3 protein-coding genes are annotated in these 24,555 nt (G+C 46.9%); 1 reads left to right on the top strand and 2 read right to left on the bottom strand.

The window, feature by feature from the left end; all coding sequences use genetic code 11:
* Positions 1–111: 111 nt before the first annotated feature.
* The gene (locus tag OQJ75_RS01910) at positions 112–1,008 is read left to right on the top strand and encodes a sigma-70 family RNA polymerase sigma factor (protein ID WP_265970782.1); all 897 of its coding nucleotides are present in this window, start codon (positions 112–114) and stop codon (positions 1,006–1,008) included.
* 224 nt (positions 1,009–1,232) lie between these two features.
* Here the strand turns inward: OQJ75_RS01910 and OQJ75_RS01905 are convergent, their stop codons facing one another.
* Positions 1,233–1,586, bottom strand: coding sequence for a hypothetical protein (locus tag OQJ75_RS01905; protein ID WP_265970783.1), 354 nt, complete (start codon positions 1,584–1,586; stop codon positions 1,233–1,235).
* A 195-nt stretch (positions 1,587–1,781) separates the two neighbouring features.
* The gene (locus tag OQJ75_RS01900; RefSeq protein ID WP_265970784.1) at positions 1,782–24,452 is read right to left on the bottom strand and encodes a tandem-95 repeat protein; all 22,671 of its coding nucleotides are present in this window, start codon (positions 24,450–24,452) and stop codon (positions 1,782–1,784) included.
* Between the last annotated feature and the right edge of the window lie 103 nt (positions 24,453–24,555).

Below are 24,555 nucleotides of genomic sequence, written 5' to 3'. Positions count from 1 at the left end.
TTTATTGGTAAAGAAGAAACTGTTATCTACACTCTAATGAAACCAAGCGTTAATCACTTGGTGGCATAATAATAAAATAAAACGTTCAGTCGGCTAGATAAGGACAAGGAAATGAACAACGATAGTTTTGCTGCGTTTCAGGGGCTCACGGATGAAACACCCATTACCGAATCATTTTCTACCAGCGCAGACCCTTATGCTCATTATCTAAAGGATATTGTTGGCATTGATCTGCTGTCGCGTGAAGATGAAGTGTATTACGCAAAATTGAATCGCGCGGGTGATAAAAAAGCGCGTGATGTTATGATCGAATCAAACCTACGCCTTGTTGTGAAGATCGCAAAGAGTTACCTAAAACGTAAAGGCAATAATTTCACCCTGCTCGACCTGATCGAGGAAGGCAACATTGGCTTGATTAAAGCCATCGACAAATACGATCCAGAACCAGGTTATCGTTTTTCAACCTATGCTGTGTGGTGGATCCGTGAAAACATTGAAGCCGCACTCATGAACACGGGTCGAACCGTTAGATTGCCAGCCCACGTGTGTAAAGAAATAAACAGCCTCGCCTCAAAAAAGCTCGATGTAAGCAAAAAAATGAGTAAAGAGGTTTCAATTTCTGAGTTATCAGACAGTTCAGGTGTTAAGGCCGAACGCGTCGATCAACTGGTGGCGTTAAGTGGGTTTATTGACGTGACGACAACGGTTGGAATTAGCCATGCACCTATGGTGCTTGATCAATGCGAAAGTGAATATATCCTCGACCCTCAACAAGATTGTGAAGATCAATCCTTCACCCAAGCTCTAGAACAAATCATCAATACACTTCCTCCAAAATTACAAAAGGTGCTAATCCACCGTTTTGGTTTCTTTGATAACAACGTGAAAACGCTGTCTGAGGTCGGACAAATGTTGGATGTGAATGTTTCTAATGAACGTGTTAGACAAATGCAGAAAGAAGCGGTCGAGAGAATTCAAAAACGACTCAAATTTGATGGTTGGGTGTAAGTCGTAACCCAGTTTAGAATTAGTTGAAAATAACGTTAAGCCAAAACAACAACGTAAGTAAAACAGTAACGTTAAGTAAAACAAAGAACCTTAAGGGTGAGCCTCAAAGCTTGCCCTTTTTGTTTGCCTGATTCGCTAGAAAAACAAAACTATCTTAAGCACACGAACCCTAAGTCGCTAATGGCTAATGGCTAATGGCTAATGGCAAGTGCCACAGCATTAACTTACGTTAAAGAAGTGACTCGCTCACTGCGCAAAATGAGATAATTGATATAAGTGGTTTCAAGACAATCTTGTTCCCACACTGATAAAATCCGTTTGGCCGAAAAATAATAATCTTTGTTTCTCAACAACATCCCAACGGTGCGGCTAAGCTTTTCAAATCGAACGTGATCGCTCGCAGAGATGTAGTCATCTTCACTTTCAATAATCGGCGCTAAACCATCAGCAAACCAATTATTCAATATTTCTCGCATCTCTAATTCAGACTCAGGCACATCCACACTCGACAACTCACGATGTTGAGGCGGTGGCACTATGTACTTCGACGCTTGCGGTGAACTGACATAACGATACATGTCGTCCCTCCTTTTTAACTCTCTCTATAGTAACTAAGAACATTCTTGTGGATTCTCAAGTTTTTTTAAGCCAAAGAATGAATCTCAGCGACAAATAAGAAAGCCATGCAAAGGTCACTCTACATGGCTTTGCTCAGAGCAACTTTACGCTGCCCTATCTACTTGTCGGTTTAGACTAAAACTAAGCTCTCTCGATTAAATCGAGCTTTGGTCGAAGTCGTTGCCTTGATCAGTTCCAGTTTGAGAATCTGAATCGAAGCTTCCAGAGTCGTCCGTGAAGTCAACACCTTGGTCTTGGCCTCCCGCACTTGTCCAGTCGCTGCCACCAGATTCCATACCCGCCATATCCGGTTGCTGCTCTTGCGTAGAACCTTGCATGGTGTATTGATCATCGACCTCAACTTCAACAGAACCGCTAGCACCGTCTATTGAGCTACCCAATTCGTCGTAACCTTGGAATTGGATTTCGCTAGTACCTTCATAACCTTCTGGAAGTTCAACAGATACAGGCTGCTCTAGGTTGCCACTGATTGTGAAGCTACCATCACCGTTATCTAGTGCGTTACTTACAGTAGAGCCCTCAGGTAGGCCTGACATATCAGCGTAATCAACCGATTCGTTACCACTCACCTCATCTGGAATCGAGATAGAGATGGTATCGCCCGGTGCCGCGGTTACATCTGCTGTACTGTCTTCAGTTTCAGCATCTTGAGCTTGGTCATCAGCTTGTTGAGTCACTTCCACTTGTTGCTCTTCTGTTGCTTGAGCAGCTTGGACTTGTGGTTCATCACTTTGCACTGAATCATCTTCAACTTGGATGCTTAAGCTGTGGCTTGATACTTCACCGCCGTCGTTAACTTCAACATTCATCGCTAAGTTGCCATCGAAGTCTTCGTTCGGCCAGTACGTCCACTCACCTTCACCTGATTCGGCAAAGAAGCCAGCATCGTTTGCGTCTGCAACATCAACAACTTGTGCAGAATCACTCACGCCTAACTCATCCACCAGCTGTGCATCCGTGATAGTTAGTGAACCATCATCAGCTAAGGCATAACCTTCGCTCGCCGCTGATTCACCTCCGCCTTGGATATCCACATTGAAGAAGCTTTCGATGCGATTTTCGCCATCGGTCGCTATAAACCCAACTTGAACATCTCCGGTGTAGTCTTCAGCAGGTGTGAATTGATAGTTACCTTGGTTATCGCTCTCAATTACGCCCTGGCCTTCCATCAAGCTCACTGACTCAATGCTCAAGCTATCGCCTTCTGCATCGCTCAGATTCGCTAACATGTCTTCATCAGTGAACGATAAGGTGGCATCCGCTGCGATTTCCGTCGTCGTGATGCTGTTAACTTCTGGTGCTGCATTCTCTTGTGAGTCACCTTCTTTCACGACTACGCCAGTTTGCTCATCATGAAGCACGCCATCTTTATCAACTACGTACGCAATGTCAGCTTCGCCCGTAAAGCCTGGTGCTGGTGTGAACGTCCAAGTGCCATCGCCATTATCAACAATCTCACCTTGGCTGCGGTCAGCAAGATGAACCAGTTTCACTTCATCATCGCTGTCTGCATCCACATTTTCAGCCAATCCGATTAGGTCATCAGCTGTTAGGATGATGGAATCACCCGCCACAGTTTCGAAATCACCCGTATCGATACCATCATCAAACGCTTCTGGCTCATCTCCGTAATCAACCGTTGTTGCGCTTACCGTTACAAAGAACTCACCATGGAAGTCTTCTGGAGGCGTCATTTGAATGTTTGAGATATCCCAGTCGAACAGGTCGATGTATTGACCCGGCTCGGTGATCATCACGGTATTCACACCATCTGTAACCTCGAATCCAACAGGGAAACCTGTCATCACCAAGTTGCTTATTGTTTCTGAATCATCGACTAGGCCAACGTTCAGTCCCAAGTGACCCGTTTCATCTTCACCGAAGACTAATGGACCGTCATGGTCAGTTGAAATAACCGCGCCATCTGCGACAGGACGTACGAACACAGGAACATCAAGAACCGTTTCAAACTCACCGTCACTCACGACAACTTGTAGGTCAGAAACACCTGAGAAGTCGCCTGTTGGTGTGAATGTCCAAGTACCATCACCGTTGTCTTTTACTTCCCCGCCATCTTCACCGTCTGCGGTGATAATGCGAGAAACAACAAGGTCAGCGGTATCAATGTCACCGAACAAGTTCATCAAGTCACCAGCATCGAAGGTGAACGCGCCATCTTCGTTTGTGGTCATCATTGCGTTACCGACGTTAAACGGTGCGTCGTTAACCGGAATGACATCCACATTCAATGAGCCATCAACCACTTCTTCGCCATCAGTTGCCTGATAACCCAGTTCTACCAAGCCATTAAAGTCTTGAGTAGTCACCAAGTGATACATACCGTCTGGTTGCTGAGTTATGGTTGCATTCGCTGGAGCGCGAACTGTGATGCTTTCGATGCTTATCTCGTCACCATCAAGATCCGTCACTTGATCCGCGATGTAAGCTGGGTCAATCACCATGACCACATCTTCTTCGCCTTGCATCTCAATCATTGGCGCTTCAGGTGCATCATTCACTGGCGTGACATCGATGTTGCCGTCGACTGAAATCGTCTCTTGACCATCGCTAACGTTAAACGTCATTGGCACATCGCCATTGAAGTTTTCGTTTGGCGTAAATGACCAAGTACCATCTTCGTTATCAAGCAACTCACCTAAGCTAGGATCAATCTGTAAACCAGAAGCTGACAGCTCGTCTGAGGTGTTATCGATGTCGGTAGCTTGAGCTAACAACATGTCTTGTGTGATAAGGATGGTACTGTCTTCGGCTGTGGTTAGTTTCACATCCTCAGATTCAGGCCCATCGTTCACAGCCAGAACTTCGATACCTGCCGTTGTTGTTGCAGTCGCACCGTCATCATCGGTCACGACCACATCTAGGCTGATATCACCATTAAAGTTCTCGTTTGGCGTGAAGGTCACAGACCCGTTATCGTTTTGAACCAAAGAGCCGTCAGAGCCTGAGTAAGTCACGCTTTCAAGCGACACTTCACCATCAACGTCTGAGCTGTTCGCAATCAACTGCTCAGGGCTAATGGTAATCGTGCCATCTTCGTTCATTTGGTAAGACGTTGAACCCGCCACTGGTGCATCGTTAACGTCCGTTACGGTCACATCAATATTGGCATCGACTGTCTCAGTGCCATCAGACACTGTAAAGCCTAGGTTTACATCGCCATTGAAGTTCTCGTTCGGAGCAAAACTGTAAGTGCCATCACCGTTATCCGTGAACACACCTTCTGCGCCCGTGTAAGACACATCCGTGATAGACAAGTCATCACCGTCAATGTCTGCAGCGCCTGCTAGTAAGTCTGCATCCGTGAAGATTAGCGTTCCATCTTCTTCAACGGTGAAACTTTGGTCTGCGGCTGTTGGTAAGTCATTGACTGGGTTAACCGTTAGGTCGACGCCAGCTTGAACAGTTTCAAGGCCATCTGACACATCGAAGCTCAAGTCAATGTCACCGTTGAAATCAGCATCCGGCATGATAGTAAATGAACCATCTTCGTTTGCTGTTACGGTTGCATTGTCACCCGCAGATAGGTTGCTTGCGGTCAGTGCATCACCATCAACATCGGAAGCGTTCGCCAATAACTGTTCTTGAGATAGCGTAATTGAACCGTCTTCATCAACCGAGTAAGCCACGTTTCCGGCTACTGGAGCGTCATTAACTGCAATGACTTCAATACCAGCGGTGGTTTGAGCCGTTGCACCGTCGTCATCAATAACCGTCACATCAAGGTTGATGTCGCCGTTAAAGTTTTCGTTTGGTGCGAACGTTACTGAACCATCTTCATTTTGAACCAAGATACCGTCTGCACCTGAGTAGCTCACGCTATCAAGAGACACTTCGCCATCAACATCGGAGCTATTAGCAATCAACTGCTCAGGGCTTAATGTGATGGTGCCATCTTCGTTCATCTGGTAAGTCGTTGAACCTGCAACCGGTGCATCATTCACATCTGTGACTGTCACATCAATGTTGGCATCAACAGTGTCAGTACCATCCGACACAGTGAAACCAAGGTTTACATCACCATTGAAGTTCTCATTCGGAGCAAAGCTATAAGTGCCGTCACCGTTATCGGTGAATACACCGTCGGTACCCGTGTAAGACACATCAGCAACTAATAGGTCGTCACCGTCAATGTCCGCTGCACCAGTTAACAGATCCTCATCAGTGAAGGTTAACGTTCCGTCTTCCTCAACGGTGAAGTTTTGATCTTCAGCCGTAGGCAAGTCGTTCACTGGGTTAACTGTTAGGTCAACGCCTGCTTGAACGGTTTCAAGGCCATCTGAAACATCGAAGCTTAGGTCAATGTCGCCATTGAAGTCAGCATCTGGTGTGATGGTAAATGAACCATCATCGTTTGCCGTTACTGTCGCGTTATCACCTGCCGTTAGGTTTGCAGCGGTGAGGTCGTCGCCATCTACATCAGAAGCTTGAGCCAGCAATTGTTCTTGGCTTAGGGTGATTGAACCATCTTCATCAACTGAGTAAGCCAAGTCGCCAGAGACTGGAGCGTCGTTGACTGCGATAACATCAATACCCGCAGTAGTTTGAGCGGTTGCACCGTCTTCATCTGCAACGGTTACATCTAGGCTGACATTGCCGTTGAAGTTTTCATTTGGCGCAAAGCTGTATGTGCCATCGCCATTGTCAGTGAAGATACCATCTGCACCTGAGTAGGAAACGTCGCTAACAGATACATCACCTTCGATATCTGAGCTGTTCGAAAGAAGCTGCGCTTCAGAGATAGTAATCACGTTATCTTCGTCAACGCTGTAGGTCGTTGAACCTGCAACTGGCAAGTCATTAACGGCAATGACGTCGATACCAGCAGTTGTTTCAGCGGTTGCGCCATCTTCATCCATAACAGAGACATCAAGACTGATGTCACCGTTAAAGTTTTCGTTTGGAGCAAAGGTGTAAGTACCATCACCATTATCGGTGAACACACCATCAGTACCGCTGTAGCTTACATCGCTGACAAACACTTCACCTTCAACATCCGAGCTATTCGCCAGAAGTTGTGCATCGCTTAGGGTGATACTGCCGTCTTCTTCAACACTGTAAGTTGTAGAACCCGCTACCGGTACGTCATTGATTGGAACCACTTGAACATCAATGTTCGCCGATACAACATCAGTACCATCACTCACATCGTAAGTTAGGTCGACATTACCATTGAAGTTCTCGTTTGGAGCAAAGGTGTAAGTACCATCGCCATTATCCGTGAATACACCGTCTGTGCCTTCGTAGTTAACAGATTCAACAGAAAGGTCATCACCGTCGATGTCTGTTGCACCAGCCAATAGTTGTTCATCGGTAAAGGTTAACGAACCATCTTCATTAATGGTGTAGTCATGATCGTAAATCACAGAAAGATCGTTGACTGCTGTTACGGTTACATCAAGCTCAGCTGGAGTCACCCCTCCGTTGCCATCATCCACGTTGTAGCTAATGGAGAATTCACCGTTGAAGTTCTCTTCCGGCGTAATGGTGTAAGTTCCATCACCATTATCAGTGATTAGCGCGTTCTCAATTGAAACATCTCCAACACTTGGTTCGTTCCCCCCCGTATCACCAGAGTCGCCGTCTTCATCGCCTGCTAACAACTCAGAAATATCAATGCCGTTTTCAGCCGCAAGCGCTTCTTCTGCTGTTGGCAAATCGAACGCATTCTCGCTGCCCACATCTTGGCTTGGAACAATAACGCCGTTCACGATATCGAATACATGCCAATGGTCACCCGATGGGTTATCAGCAAGGTCTGGGCTGAAGGTTTCAACCAAAGTATCGCCTACGAACACCTGAACCTGCACATCTTCAACGCCATCCACATCCCAACTTCTGCTGGTGTAGTTATGAACTGAATAGTGCATGTCAGCGTCTTGGTAATTTGGAATGGTGATGGTTTCAGGACCATTACCATTCGTATCATCAACATCTTGCTGAACGACGTTACCTTCACCAAGGTCGTGGCTCATGTCACGGTAGTAAATATGGTCTAGCTCATTGCCATTCTCTGTATCATAGAGCCATAGGTGGTTGTCCATATCACGTGGGCTTTCACCCCATGTGACCACAATACGCATATCTGTTTCTTCAAGAACTTCAGATATTGCGGTTACGCCACCATTGGTATCTTCACCTGCTGGAACCAGGAAGCTACTGGTAATTGAACCTTCTTGCTCAATGGTCACCGTGCCTTGATCAACGACTGAACCTGTAACAGAGTAGTTTCCTGAATCATCCGTTACTGTGGTGTAGCTATTTCCAGCACTGTCGGTCAGGGTGACTTCCGCACCAGACACTGGATTACTGGTTTCAGCATCCAACACTGTGCCACTTACGGTTGTTTCATCGCCCTGCTCTCCGATAATTGCGGTCATGTCATCGTCTTCGATGTCAGTCGCGAATTGTAGGAGTTCTTCTTGAGTAATCGTGTATGAACCGTCTTCTTCAATGGTTATCGCTACATCAGCAGAAACAATTGGCGCGTCGTTAACTGGGTCAACAGTCAAGCCTAAGTTAGCTGCAATTGGTGTGTCGCCATCGCTAATGCTGTAGGCAACATCGATGTAGCCATTGAAGTTTTCGCTTGGAGTGATTGAGAACGTACCATCGCCATTGTCGACAATCGTTGCATCGTCACCCACTAAGGTTAAGTCGGAAGCGACAAGGTCATCACCCTCAATATCAGCGGCATTCGCAAGTAGTTGCTCCTGCGTGATAGTAATAACGTTATCTTCATCAACGTTCGCGTAAACATCAGATGTCGTTGGCAAGTCATTAACTGGGTTTACCGTCAGATCGGCGTTTGCCACAATTGACTCAGTGCCATCCGAAATATCAAAACTTAGGTCAATGTCGCCATTGAAGTTCGCATCTGGCGTGATAGTGAAACTACCGTCATCGTTTGCAGTGACAGTCGCATCACCACCAACGGTCAGGTTAGCTGCTGTTAAGTCATCGCCGTCTACATCACTTGCTTGAGCAAGTAACTGCTCCTGGCTTAGGTTAATCGAACCATCTTCATCAACGCTGTATGCCAAGCCACCCGATACCGGAGCATCGTTAACAGGCAGAACATCAATGCTTGCGTTGGTCGCTACGGTTGCGCCATCTTCATCAGTTACGACAACATCAAGGCTGACATCACCGTCGAAGTTCGCGTTTGGTGCGAAGCTAAATGTACCGTTACCGTTGTCAGTAAAGATACCGTCTGAGCCGGTGTAGTTAACGCTATCAATCGCCACTTCACCTTCGATATCAGAAGCGTTCGCCAACAGTTGCTCTGAACTGATGGTGATAACTTCGTCCTCGTTGACTGAATAGCTGGTTGAACCTGCGATTGGTGGATCGTTCACCTCAAGAACGGTAATTCCGGCGGTGGTCGCTTCAGTTGCACCGTCTTCATCGGTCACAACAACGGCCAAGCTTACTTCGCCATTGAAGTTCTCGTTTGGTGAGAAGGTATACGTGCCGTCACCGTTGTCTTCAAACACACCATCACTGCCAGTGTAAGACACGCTATCAATCGCCACTTCACCTTCGACATCAGAAGAGTTAGCCAATAGCTGCTCGTTACTAATGGTGATTGAGTTGTCTTCATGAACCGTGTAAGACGTGCTGCCTGCCACTGGAGGATCGTTCTCTGGTGTGACACTCACATCAATGTTGGCTTGAACCGTATCTGTGCCATCTGACACATCAAAGCTAAAGTTCACATCACCATTGAAGTTCTCGTTAGGTGCGAAGCTGTAACTACCATCACCATTGTCAGTAAGTACACCGTCAGCGCCCGTGTATGTCACGCTTTCAACCGTTAGTGTGTCACCTTCAACATCCGTTGCACCTGTGAGTAGGTCTTCGTCTGTGAAGTTAAGAACACCATCCTCACCAATGGTGAATGCTTGGTCTTGTGGCTCTGGCGCGTCATTGACTGGTGTTACCGTCAAGTCTAGGCCTGCTGCCACCATGTCTTCTCCATCAGTGACATCGTAACTAAATTCGATATTACCGTTGAAGTTTTCACTTGGTGTAATGGTGAAGCTGCCATCGTCGTTCATTTCAACGGTAGCATTTTCATCATTGGTGGTTAGGTTGATTGCGGATAGATCATCACCATCAATATCGACAGCGTGCTCTAGCAACTGCTCTTGCGTTAGCGTGATGCTGTTATCTTCGGCTGTAACGGCACTAATATCACCGTCAACTTCTGGAGCATCGTTCGCTGGCGAAATGTGAATCGTCACATCTTGTGTTGCCGTTGCGGTTGTACCTGTATCGACATCCGTTGATGTCGCATTGACCGTTAGTACCACATCGCCATTGAAGTCACCAGAAGGGATAAACTCAAGCCCTGCAAGTTCTTCTGGTTGTAGTGACCACGTGCCATCGCCGTTGTCTGTACCTGCAGAAAGCGAACTTCCCTCTGGTACATCTTCAATCAAGATAGCGAGATTTTCTGAACCATCGGTATCCGTTAGTGCCGCATCGATATCCAGCGGCACTGGTGTGTCTTCAGTACCAATGATTTGGTAATCCGCGTCTGACACTGAGATTTCGATGTTGTCGATACCAAACGACTCATCATTCACGCTTTGATTCAGGGTTGAACCAAAGCCTAACTCAAGTTGGCCATCTTCGACGGGTACCGTTAGGTTGATTTGGTGTGCTTGGTCGTTCCAACCACTGAAGCCTTCACCTTGCGACACGCCGTGAACAACTTCACCCACTTCATTGCCCGCTGAATCGTACAACGTTGTCGTGCCATCTTGAGTTTGGAACGCCGAGTTGTCTAACGAAGTAAGCTCTTCGCCGCCGACAAAGATTTGGAATGACTCACCATCCCAAGAATCAATTTCATAGAAACTGAACGAGATATTAACTTCGCTCACATCACTTGGAATGTCGTAAGTTTTGCTGACTGCTTCATCGCCACCAGTGCCACCAATACGACCTAGCATGTCACCTGATTCGAAGCCTTGTGAGCTTTCAGTACCGGTATTCCAACCGTTTGAGCCAGACTCGAAGTTGTCTGAAGCAATGATCAAGTCAGACGCAATCGACAGCTCTGGCATATCAACCACAGATTGAACATCAATCGTCGCTTCTGCTGGTACTGTCGCTGTACCGTCATTCACGTCGAACGTCACATTCACATTGCCGTCGAAGTTTTCATTCGGTGCGAATGTGTAAGTTCCGTCGCCGTTATCAGCCAAAGTACCGCTATCTGAAGCAACATTTTCAACCGATAGGTTATCGCCATCAATATCGCCCGCATTTTGCAGCAGTTGCTCTTCTGTGAAGGTAAAGCTGGTGTCTTCTTGAGTCACAAATTGTGGCTCACCGACTGTTGGCAAGTCATTGACAGGGTTAACGGTAAGATCAGCCGTTGCTTGAAGCGTCGCATCACCATCGGTAATGTCGAAGTTCAAATCGATGTCACCATTGAAGTTAGCATCTGGCGTGATAGTGAAACTACCATCATCGTTTGCTGTAACTGTCGCATCACCACCAACGGTCAGGTTGGCCGCTGTTAAGTCATCACCGTCAACATCGCTCGCTTGAGCAAGTAATTGCTCTTGGCTCAAGGTAATTGAACCATCTTCGTCCACGCTGTATGCCAAGTCACCCGATACTGGAGCATCATTAACAGGCAGAACATCAATGCTTGCGTTGGTTGCTACGGTTGCGCCATCTTCATCAGTAACGACAACATCAAGGCTTACATCGCCATCGAAATTAGCGTTTGGTGCGAAGCTGAATGTGCCATCACCATTGTCGGTAAAGATACCGTCTGAGCCTGTGTAGTTAACGCTATCAATCGCCACTTCACCTTCGATATCAGAAGCGTTCGCCAACAGTTGCTCTGAACTGATGGTGATAACTTCGTCCTCGTTGACTGAGTAGCTCGTTGAGCCTGCGATTGGTGGATCGTTCACCTCAAGTACAGTAATACCCGCGGTGGTCGCTTCAGTTGCGCCCTCTTCATCGGTAACGACAACATCAAGGCTAACTTCGCCGTTGAAGTTTTCGTTTGGCGAGAAGGTGTAAGTACCGTCACCATTGTCTTCAAAGACACCATCAGCGCCAGTGTAAGTCACGCTATCGACTGCCACATCACCTTCAATGTCCGAAGAGTTAGCAAGTAACTGTTCGTCGCTGATGGTAATTGAGTTGTCTTCATGAACGGTGTAAGACGTGCTACCTGCAACCGGTGGATCATTCTCTGGTGTCACGCTCACATCTATGTTGGCTTGAACCGTATCCGTGCCATCTGACACATCAAAACTGAAGTTCACATCACCATTGAAGTTTTCGTTTGGCGCAAAGCTGTAGCTTCCGTCGCCATTATCAGTAAGAACACCGTCGGCACCCGTGTAAGCAACGCCTTCAACCGACAGGTCATCCCCATCAATGTCAGTCGCACCTGTCAGCAAGTCTTCATCAGTGAAGTTCAAGATGCCGTCTTCGCCAATGCTGAACGTTTGATCTTGTGGTTGTGGAAGGTCATTAACTGGATTAACGGTTAGGTCAGCGGTAGCAACAAGTGTGTCTGCCCCGTCGTTGATGTCGAACGTTAGGTCAATATCACCGTTGAAATTCGCATCTGGTGTGATGGTAAAGCTACCGTCATCGTTAGCAACAACCGTTGCATCGCCATCAACCACTAAGTTAGAAGCAGTAAGGTCGTCTCCATCTACATCGCTAGCTTGAGAAAGAAGCTGCTCTTGGCTCAAGGTAATCGAACCGTCTTCCTCTACGCTATATGCCAAGTCTCCTGATACTGGAACATCATTGATTGGTAGGACATCAACCGTAATAAACGTATCAACTTGAGCGCCGTCTTCATCTTGAATGGTTACATCCAACTGCACTTGGCCGTTGAAGTTTTCATTCGGTGCGAAGCTACATGTACCATCACCATTGATTGAGAAGATTCCGTCTGGACCATCGTAGTTGATCTCAACAAGCTCAACATCACCTTCAATATCAGAAGCGTTCAGCAGAACTTGAGACTCATTGAAAGTCAGTACTGAATCTTCATCGATGGTGTATGACGTTGGGCCAGCAACTGGCGGATCGTTCACCTCAAGGACAGTAATACCCGCCGTTGTTGCTTCAGTCGCTCCATCTTCATCCGTCACGACAACATCTAGGCTAACTTCGCCATTGAAGTTCTCGTTTGGAGAGAAGGTATATGTGCCGTCACCGTTGATTTCCAGAACACCGTCGCTACCACTGTAAGTCACGTTATCAATTGCGACTTCGCCTTCGATATCCGAAGAGTTCGCTAGCAGTTGTTCGTTACTGATTGTAATAGAGTTGTCTTCATGAACCGTGTAAGACGTGCTGCCAGCAACCGGAGGATCATTCTCTGGCGTCACGCTCACATCAATGTTAGCGGTTACCGTATCGGTACCATCTGATACATTGAACGAGAAGTTCACATCGCCATTGAAGTTTTCGTTTGGCGCGAAGCTGTATGTGCCATCGCCATTATCGGTTAGGACACCGTCTGTGCCAGTGTAAGTTACACCTTCAACACTTAGGTCATCTCCCTCAATGTCCGTTGCACCTGTTAATAGGTCTTGGTCATTGAACGTTAACACGCCATCTTCGCCAACGATGAATGCTTGGTCTTGTGCTTCTGGACCATCGTTCACTGGTGAAACCGTTAGCTCTAGATTGGTAGAGACAACATCATCACCATCAGACACATCAAACGTAAAGCTAACATCGCCATTGAAGTCAGCATCTGGCGTTAATGTGTAAGTACCATCACCATTATCAGTAATCGTAACGCTCTCATCATCGGTTGCTAAATTCAGAGCCGTCAGCTGATCGCCATCTAAATCACGCGCATTAGCCAACAAATCTTCTTGCGTGATGATGATCGAACCATCTTCTTCCACGGTTGCTGCAACAGGAAGTGCTTCAGGTGCATGCTCAATGTGCGCGCCTGTCGCGTTAATGTAGATGGTTTGAGACACCGTTTCAGAATCATCATTCGATAGCTCTGTTGCGGTTGCGGTTACATGAACTTCAAGCTGTTCGTTGAAGTCTTCTGGTAGCTGAATTTGCAGTGCATTTTCGATAGCCGTTGTTGGTAAGTTCACCGTACCGTCAGGACCAACCGTCACTTCACCGCTGTAGATTTGGCTGTTCACTTCACCCACATCAATTGTGAAGTTGAAATCTGTGTAGTCAGCATCACCGCCACCATACAAATCTTCAAAGCCGTAAACCAGCTCGCCGTCTTCATTAACCGTCGTGCGAGTATGTTCTATACCATCTTGGTTTAGCTGAGAGCTTGAACCACCATGGAAGATCGCGTCACCATTCTGGCCTTGAATCACGGTCTCGCTTCCATCTGCCGCAACAAAGATAAGTTGAGGATCTACCGTATCCATGTTTGCAGGCGAACCATCTTCAGCACGGAACTCGTACTGACCGTCTTGCATTGCATCAAAGTCGTTGTGCTGATGTCCGTTTGGAATTAAGAAAAGGTTAAAGCTCTCGCCTTCCGCAACTTGGAAGCTGAACTGTTCTTGCCCAGGAACAAGGTCACCACCACCATCGACTTGTGAGGCATTTTCGTAGACGATTTCAACGCCCGTGATGTTGCCGTCTTCATCAACTTTGTAGTAACCCGCTGTGTTTTCGTAACCAGCTGTCTCACCCTCAAACGTGACTGTGATTTCAGTATCGTTGTAACTGGTGATACCGTTGTCTTGGTTATTGATTACCCCTTCGTTATCGTAGGTAATCACTGAGCCTTCAGGCACACCATCAACCGTTACTGTCAGTGTTTCTGATAGATCTTGGTCTACCAGTGCCGCCGCAATATTAAGCTCAACAATGCCGCCTGGCTCAACCAGAATTGCTTCATCATCAACGTTGACACCATCGCCATCCGTAATCACTAAGTCAGGCGCATCAGCTACGGCTTCAATGTGAACATTGATGTCTTGTTCAACTTCATCTGTACCGTCTGTTACCGTAAAGCTGAACTGTAGATCGCCACTGAAGTGCTCTTCAGGAACGAAGCTGAACGTGCCGTCACCATTGTCGGTGACTGTGCCTTCATCGCCAGAGTAATTGATGCTAGTTACGCTTAGAGCGTCGCCATCAATATCAATCGCACCACTCAACAGATCTTCTTGAGTGAACAGGATGCTGCCATCCTCTTCAATGTGGTACAGGCCTGGAGCAACAATTGGAATGTCATTCACCGGATTAACGGTCAATGTCATGTCATTAGACGTGCTCAGCTCACCGTCGCTCACCTCATAAGTGAATGCAATATCACCGTTGAAGTCTTCAGAAGGTGTCACTGTGTACGTGCCATCACCATTGTCTACAATGCTTGCGTTCGGATCATTGGTTTCAAGCGAAGAAGCAAATAGCTCATCACCATCTTGGTCGCTCGCGTTCTCCAACAGCATTTCTTGTGTAACGAGGATTGAACCATCTTCGTCGACATCAGCCACCATGGGTGTTGCTTCTGGCGCATCGTTGACGAACTCAACTTTTAGGTCGATGTTTGCGGCAACCACATCAGTGCCATCGCTAACGTCAAACGCTAAGTCAACATTACCGAAGAAGCCCTGCTCTGGCGTTAATGTGTATGTTCCATCGCCATTGTCTGTGACTTCTACCGTGTCGCTTGCACTCGTCACATTCACAACTGACAGTTCATCACCTTCAACGTCTGTCGCTTGTGCCAGTAACTCAGCTTCGGTAATAGTAATCGCTTGACCATCTTCCGTAGTGAAAGACATGTCAGGCACGTCTGGTGCATCATTGATTGGATTTACGGTTAGGTTGAGGTCAGCTGCAACAGTTTCGATTGCGTCAGTGACATCGTAGGTGAACTCAATCTCACCAAAGAAGTCTGCACTTGGTGTAATTGTGAAGCTACCGTCTGAGTTTTCTACAATAACCGCATTTGGATCGTTAGTCGCAAAGTTAACCGCTTCAAGGTTGTCACCATCGACATCCGTTGCATTCGCTAACAAGTCCTCTTGTGTAATGGTAATAGAACCATCTTCATCAACCGCGGCTTCAATTGGACCACTCACCTCAGGGCCTTCATTGACAATCTCGACGTCGACAGTTGCAGTGCTTGGCGCGCTTGCTTGACCATCACTGATATCGAAGGTCAAATTCACTTCACCAGAGAAGTTCTCTGCAGGTTCGAAGGTGAATGTGTTATCGCCGTTATCTGTTAACGTACCTTGCGTTTGGTCCGCAAGTAATAGGTTTTCAACATGAAGAATGTCACCATCAACATCGGTCGCGCCAGACAATAGGTCTTTCGCTTCAATGATTATAGAGCCGTTTTCAAGCATTTGGGTGTGCAATGGTTCGCCCGGAACTGGCACATCATTAACAGGTACAACCGTTAGATCTAAGTGCGTTGCGACTTCATCGGTGCCATCGAAGACCTTGTAATCAATGTCGATTTCACCATTGAAGTTCTCATTCGGCATGAAGGTAAATGTACCATCACCGTTATCAACTAAATCACCGTTGTCACCACCGTAAGTGATGTCAGAAATAGACAGCGTATCGCCTTCCACATCTGTGGTGTTAGCTAACAAGTCATCCGCACTGAACGTGATACCTTCATCTTCGTCTGTCGATAGAACAATCGGGCCAGAAACGATTGGCGCATCATTCACCGATTCGAAGTTGATGTTGATGATGTTGCTGTCTGTCAGCTCACCATCGGTAACTTGGTAACCAAGTTCGATTTCACCATGGAAGTTTTCATCCGGTGTTACCGTCCAAGTACCATCACCATTATCGGTAAGTGTTGCATGCTCTGAGTTTTCACCCACCAACTCGAGATTCTGAATATCGAGGTCATCACCATCAATATCCGATGCTTGCGCCAGTAGTTGCTCTTCAGTAATCACAACCGAAGCAAACTGGGCAGAACCATCGGTATCGACTGTAATATTCGGAAGTTCAGCCGTTAGCTCGATTTCGTTGTCACCCGCATGGATATTCAACTCAACCGTTTCGGTGATCTCTGAACCATCCACACCAATCGATGTAAACACGGCTTCATCATGACAAGTTTGTGACACTGTCATGTTTTGAACCACGTAAGTACCATTACCTTGCACGGTACCAAGTTCAAAGTAAGACACCGGCTCATTTACCGTAAGCGTATAGTCGGTCTCGTAATTGCTACGGTCTTCTTTGTGGTAAGTCATCGAATCGATTAACTCACCATCATCGTTGAAGGCGCGAATTTCCACTTCAGTAAAGTGACGAGACTCTTCCATGAACCAGCCACCCAAACCATCAAGGTGGAAGCTGATTTCATTGATGTCTTGACCTTCAACCGAAACTGTCAGTTTCTCATCACCACTTAGGCCTTGGCGGTCTGTATCACCAATACCGTGACCAATATGGGTGTTACCATTCCAGGCACCAAGAGGATCATCGTTACTTTGAACGGTTACTGTTAAGTCGCCATCCGAGAACTCACGAGTGTAAGGGTCGACTTCTGTACCCCAATCGTCCACGCTCGCGTTATCGTCAAACGTACCGATTTGCGTGGTGTGTGTACCGTTAGCCAATGCGTCATCATTTGGAATAAAGCGCACTTCTGTGTCGGCAGGAACTTCTTGTCCTACTTCCAGTACCACCCATTCGTCATTCACATTCGCTTCAATGATGCCGTTTTCTGGCGCTTGGTCTAAACGCAGTGCGGGCTCTTCACGAAGTGTCACACCAACTGTTTGGTCTTCTTGCGCTTGGATGAAGATTTCATCGCCCGCTTCCGGCGCATCGTTGACAGGGTTAACCGTCAAGTCGAGTGTCGTCAGAACTTCATTCTCACCATCACTGATGTTGTATGTGAAGTCCAACTCGCCATTGAAGTTTTCTGTGTGCGTAATAGTGAATGAACCATCGTCATTCGCAACAATTGTCGCATCTGGATCGTTGGTTTGAAGGTTAGATGCCGTTAACTCATCACCCTCAACATCGGTCGCATTAGCAAGTAACTGCTCTTGAGTAATGGTGATTGAATTATCTTCATCAACTTCAGCCTGAATGCCCGAAGTTTCAGGTCCATCATTCACAGCAATAACATCGATGCCAGCGGTTGTGGTTGCGGTTGCACCGTCTTCGTCAACGACAACAACGTCTAGTGAAATATCACCATCGAAGTTTTCATTCGGCGTAAAGGTGTAAGTACCATTACCGTTATCAACAAACGAACCGTCGTCACCAGCGTAAGTCACGCTCGATAGAGCAACGTCACCTTCAACATCGGAAGAGTTTGCCAATAGTTGCTCATCACTGATCGTGATTTGGCCATCTTCTTGGACTGTGTAAGATGTCGAGCCCGCGACCGGTGGATCATTCTCAGGCGTTACGCTGACATCAATAACAGCTGATGTTGAATCAGTGCCGTCAGAGACATCGAATGAGAATTGAACATCACCATTGAAGTTCTCGTTTGGTGCAAAGCTGTAGGTACCATCACCGTTATCACTCAGTACACCGTCTGCACCTGTGTAGAGCACGTTTTCAATCGACAGTTCATCACCATCAATATCCGACGCGCCTGCAAGCAGGTCAGCGTCGGTGAAGAGTAACGTACCGTCTTCTTCAATCGTAAACTGTTGATCTTGCGCTTGTGGCAAGTCATTAACCGGATTCACGGTAATATCTAGACCAACTTGAACTGAACCACCATCGTTATCGATGATATCGAAGTTCAGATCTAGGTCACCGTTGTAATCTGCGTTAGGTGTGATGGTGTAGCTGCCATCATCATTGTGTTGGATGGTCGCATTTTCATCAGTAGATAGATTGATAGCTTCTAAGTTGTCGCTATCGATATCACCTGCTCGTGCTAGCAATTGCTCCTGGCTTAGCGTGATGGAGCTATCTTCATTGACGGTGTAAGCCAAATCGCCCGATACTGGCGCATCATTGATTGGCAATACATCGACGTTAATGTGTGTTTCAACCGTTGCGCCATCTTCATCTTGAATGGTCACACCCAGTTGAACCTGACCATTGAAGTTTTCGTTGGGTGCAAAGCTGCATGTACCATCACCATTTACAGTGAAGATACCGTCAGAGCCATCGTAGTTAATACCAACGAGTTCTACATCGCCTTCGACATCCGAAGCATTCACAAGAATCTGAGATTCACTGAACGTCAGAACCGAATCTTCGTCAATGGTGTATGACGTTGGACCCGCAACCGGAGGATCATTCACTTCTAGAACGGTAATGCCCGCGGTGGTTTCGTCAATCGAACCGTCTTCATCGGCAACAATAACTTCAAGGCTGATATCGCCACTGAAGTTTTCATTAGGAAGGAAGGTGTAACTGCCGTCACCATTATCTTGGAACACACCATCTGTGCCGCTGTAAGTTACGCTGTCAACCGACACTGCACCTTCAACATCAGAAGAGTTTGCTAGCAGTTGCTCATCAGATATTGTGATGGCATTGTCTTCGTTGACCATGTACGAGGTTGAACCCGCAACTGGCGGATCGTTCTCAGGCGTCACACTCACATCAATGTTAGCGCTGACTGTTTCTGTGCCATCAGACACATCGAAACTGAAGTTCACATCGCCATTGAAGTTTTCATTTGGCGCAAAGGTATAAGTACCATCACCGTGGTCGGTCAGTACGCCATCACCACCTGTATAGCTAATACCTTCAACGGTTAAGTCGTCGCCATCAATATCGGTGGCACCGGTAAGTAGGTCGGCATCTGTAAATTGAAGCGTACCGTCTTCTGCGATACTGAATTGTTGGTCTTGAGGAACCGGCAAGTCATTAACTGGGTTAACAGTAAGATCGGCGGTTGCTTGAACCGTGTCAGTACCATCAGTGATGTTGAATTGAATATCAATGTCACCATTGAAGTTCGCATCTGGAACGATGGTAAAGCTACCATCATCATTGGCGGTTACTGTTGCGTTACCATCTACCGTTAAGTCGCTTGCGGTTAGATCTTCGCCTTCAACATCGGACGCTTGAGACAACAGCTGATCTTGGCTCAGTGTGATTGAACCATCTTCGTTAACGTTGTAAGCCAAATAACCCGATACTGGCGCATCATTGATTGGCAGTACGTCAACATTGATGGCGGTTTCAACCTCTGCACCGTCTTCATCACGAATGGTGACATCAAGCTGAACTTGACCATTAAAGTTCTCATTCGGAGCGAAGCTACAAGTGCCATCACCATTTACTGAGAAGATACCATCAGGACCATTGTAGCTAATACCAACAAGCTCAACATCCCCTTCTACATCTGAGGCATTAAGCAACACTTGAGACTCACTGAAAGTCAGTACTGAGTCTTCATCAATGGTGTAAGACGTTGGGCCTGCAACCGGCGGATCGTTCACTTCAAGAACATTGATGCCCGCGGTCGTCGCGTCGGTCGCACCATCCTCATCAGCAACAACCACATCCAGTGCAATTTCACCGCTGAAGTTCTCATTTGGCGAGAAGGTGTAAGTGCCGTTACCATTGATTTCGAGGACACCGTCGCTACCAGAGTAAGTCACGCTGTCTATCGATACATCACCTTCAATATCTGAAGATGTTGCCAATAGTTGTGCATCAGAAATGGTAATCGAATTGTCTTCATTCACCGTGTAGGACGTCGAACCCGCAACAGGCGGATCGTTCTCAGGAGTCACGCTAACATCAATGTTTGCAGACACCGTATCGGTACCGTCCGACACATCAAAGCTAAAGCTCACGTCGCCATTGAAGTTTTCGTTTGGCGCAAAGCTATATGAGCCCTCACCCAGGTCAGTCAGTACGCCATCAGTACCTTCATAAGTGATAGCTTCAACTGTCAGGTTGTCTCCTTCAGCGTCTGTCGCACCTGTAAGCAGATCCGCGTCTGTGAACTGTAAAGTACCGTCTTCTGCAATACTGAACTGTTGATCTTGAGGCACTGGCAGGTCGTTAACTGGGTTAACCGTTAGGTCTGCAGAGGCTTGAACTGTATTCGTACCATCGGAGATATCAAAGCTGATGTCGATGTCGCCATTGAAGTTCTCATCTGGCGTGATGGTAAAACTGCCGTCATCGTTTGCAACGACGGTTGCATCACCACCAACCGTTAGGCTGCTGGCAGTAAGGTCATCGCCTTCAACATCTGATGCTTGAGAAAGCAGCTGCTCTTGGCTTAGACGAATCGAACCGTCTTCATCGACTGAGTAAGCAAGGTCGCCAGATACTGGTGCATCATCGACTGCTGTTACGCTTACATCGATGTTTGCAGCAACCGTATCGGTACCGTCTGATACATCGAAGCTGAAGTTTACGTCACCATTGAAGTTTTCATTCGGAGCAAAGGTATACGTGCCGTTACCGTTATCAGTAAGGATACCGTCGCCACCGTCGTAGGTCACACCTTCAACCGTTAGGTTGTCACCTTCAATATCTGTAGCATCTGTTAATAGGTCTGCATCGGTGAAGATTAACGTGCCATCTTCTTCAACGCTGAACTGTTGATCTTGAGGGACTGGCAGGTCATTTACTGGGTTAACAGCTAGGTCTGCAGAAGCTTGAACCGTATTATTGCCATCAGAGATATCAAAGCTGATATCGATGTCGCCATTGAAGTTCTCATCTGGCGTGATGGTGAAACTGCCGTCATCGTTAGCAACAACTGTTGCATCACCACCAACCGTTAGGCCGCTGGCTGTTAGGTCATCGCCTTCCACGTCAGATGCTTGAGAAAGCAGTTGCTCTTGGCTTAGGCGAATCGAACCATCTTCGTCGATTGAGTACGCTAGGTCACCCGACACTGGCGCATCATCAACCGCTGTTACGCTTACGTCGATGTTTGCAGATACCGTATCGGTACCGTCAGATACATCAAAACCGAAGTTTACGTCGCCATTGAAGTTCTCATTTGGAGCGAAGGTGTACGTACCATTACCGTTATCAGTAAGGATACCGTCGCCGCCATCGTAGGTCACACCTTCAACCGTTAGGTTGTCACCTTCAATATCTGTAGCACCTGTTAATAGGTCTGCATCGGTGAAGATTAACGTGCCATCTTCTTCAACGCTGAACTGTTGATCTTGAGGGACTGGCAGGTCATTTACTGGGTTAACAGTTAGGTCTGCAGAAGCTTGAACCGTATTAGTGCCATCAGAGATATCAAAGCTGATATCGATGTCGCCATTGAAGTTCTCATCTGGCGTGATGGTGAAACTGCCGTCATCGTTAGCTACAACCGTCGCATCACCACCAACCGTTAAGTCGCTAGCGGTCAGGTCATCACCTTCAACGTCAGACGCTTGCGATAACAGCTGTTCTTGGCTCAGTGTGATTGAACCATCTTCGTTAACGTTGTAAGCCAAATCACCCGATACTGGCGCATCATTGATTGGCAGTACGTCAACATTGATGACGGTTTCAACCTCTGCACCATCTTCATCACGAATGGTGACATCAAGCTGAACTTGGCCATTAAAGTTCTCATTCGGAGCGAAGCTACAAGTGCCATCACCATTTACTGAGAAGATACCATCAGGACCATTGTAGCTAATACCAACAAGCTCAACATCCCCTTCTACATCTGAGGCATTAAGTAAGACTTGAGACTCACTGAAGGTCAGTACTGAGTCTTCATCAATAGTGTAAGACGTTGGGCCTGCAACCGGCGGATCGTTCACTTCAAGAACATTGATGCCCGCAGTTGTCGCGTCAGTAGCACCATCTTCATCAGCAACAACCACATCCAGTGCAATTTCACCGCTGAAGTTTTCATTTGGCGAGAAGGTGTAAGTGCCGTTACCATTGATTTCAAGGACACCGTCGCTACCAGAGTAAGTCACGCTGTCTATCGATACATCACCTTCAATATCTGAAGATGTTGCCAATAGTTGTGCATCAGAAATGGTAATCGAATTATCTTCATTCACCGTGTAGGACGTTGAGCCCGCAACTGGCGGATCGTTCTCAGGAGTCACGCTAACATCAATGTTTGCAGACACGGTATCTGTACCGTCTGACACATCGAAGCTAAAGCTCACATCACCATTGAAGTTTTCGTTTGGCGCAAAGCTATATGAGCCCTCACCCAAGTCAGTCAGTACGCCATCAGTACCTTCATAAGTGATACCTTCAACCGTTAGGTTGTCACCTTCAATGTCTGTCGCACCAGAAAGGAGGTCAGCGTCGGTGAACAGTAAAGTACCGTCTTCTGCAATACTGAACTGTTGATCTTGAGGGACTGGTAGGTCGTTTACTGGGTTAACGGTCAGGTCCGCAGAAGCTTGAACTGTGTTGGTACCATCGGAGATATCGAAGCTGATATCGATGTCGCCATTGAAGTTCTCATCTGGCGTGATAGTGAAACTGCCATCATCGTTAGCAACGACTGTTGCATCACCGCCGACCGTTAGGCCGCTTGCTGTTAGATCATCGCCTTCCACATCTGATGCTTGCGATAGCAGTTGCTCTTGGCTTAGACGAATCGAACCATCTTCGTCGATTGAGTACGCTAGGTCACCAGAGACAGGTGCATCATCAACGGCAGTAACGCTTACGTCGATGTTTGCAGATACCGTATCGGTGCCATCTGACACATCAAAGCCGAAGTTTACATCGCCATTGAAGTTCTCATTTGGAGCGAAAGTGTAAGTACCATTGCCGTTGTCGGTCAGGATACCGTCACCACCATCATAGGTCACACCTTCAACGGTTAGATTGTCGCCTTCAATGTCCGTCGCACCGGTTAGTAGGTCAGCATCGGTGAAAACAAGTGTGCCATCTTCTTCAATTTCAAAGGTTTTATCTTCTGGTACAGGCGCGTCATTGATAGGACGAACTGTTAGATCGATGGTGCTGCTTATGGTTTCTTGGCCGTCACTGATATCGAAAGTTAGATCAAGTTCGCCATTGAAATCTGCGGAAGGAACAACTGTGAAAGTACCGTCGCCATTATCTTGAACTGAAGCATCAGCACCAACTTGAACGTTTGAAGCAACCAGCTCATCACCATCAACATCACTTGCGTATTCGAGTAATTGTTCTTGAGTGAATGTGATAGAACCATCTTCATCAATGATGTAAGCCAGATCTTGTTCAGCTTCTGGTGCATCATTTTCACTTTCTACATTTATTTGGAAGGTTTCACTCGTCGTTTCAGAATCAAAATCATCTTCTACTTGATTCGTTGCTTCATTGCTTTGGTCCTGAACATCGACTGCAAACATTTCTTCTGCAGTTTCCGAGTCTAGATTATCACCACCTTGTGACCCTTCAGAATCTGTTGAAGAGCTTGATGTGGCTGAAGTTTGTACTGCTTGACCTTGGGCTTGATTGCCTTCTGCATCAACTCCCCCTTCAGATCCGGCAGCGCCACCGCCTCCTACAGCTTGCGCGCCTGCACCAGAATCCCCACCACCACTTCCCGATGCACCTTCAGCACTTCCCCCGTCAGAAGCCACACTATCGACCACATTGGATTGTGCTGCGTCTGATTCTCCATCACTTTCTGGCGTCTCTTCTTGCACAGCCGCGCCAGAAGCTGAGGCATCTTCAGCATTACCTGCACCACTCGGATTTTCGTCTAAAGCCTGGTTAACTTCGTCTGCCGCATCCGAATTTTCAGCACCCGTCGCTATTGTCGACGCAATCGTATTTTGTTGATTTTGTTGATTCTGCTGTTGGGAGGGCGTACCCGCGTCGTTCGTGTCCGTTTGTTCTACCGCGTCATTTAGATCTTCATTTTGGTTATTTTGGTTATTTTCGCCTGCCATTACAGCCTCCGTTGCTACTAGCTAACTGATCGTATTTAGAAGCATTAAAGGACATCATTTTGAAAAACCAATTTTTTATACAACATTTTTCATAATTTCTTTT

This window comes from Vibrio sp. 14G-20, assembly GCF_026241515.1.
Taxonomy (GTDB): domain Bacteria; phylum Pseudomonadota; class Gammaproteobacteria; order Enterobacterales; family Vibrionaceae; genus Vibrio.
Note: the sequence above shows the minus strand (reverse complement) of the source record. Positions and strands in the feature narration are given on the sequence as shown.

Excerpts from the sequence above, each read along its gene's own strand:
- OQJ75_RS01910 (WP_265970782.1), top strand. The coding sequence starts at position 112 with ATGAACAACGATAGTTTTGCTGCGTTTCAGGGGCTCACGGATGAAACA.
- OQJ75_RS01905 (WP_265970783.1), bottom strand. The coding sequence starts at position 1,586 with ATGTATCGTTATGTCAGTTCACCGCAAGCGTCGAAGTACATAGTGCCA.
- OQJ75_RS01900 (WP_265970784.1), bottom strand. The coding sequence starts at position 24,452 with ATGGCAGGCGAAAATAACCAAAATAACCAAAATGAAGATCTAAATGAC.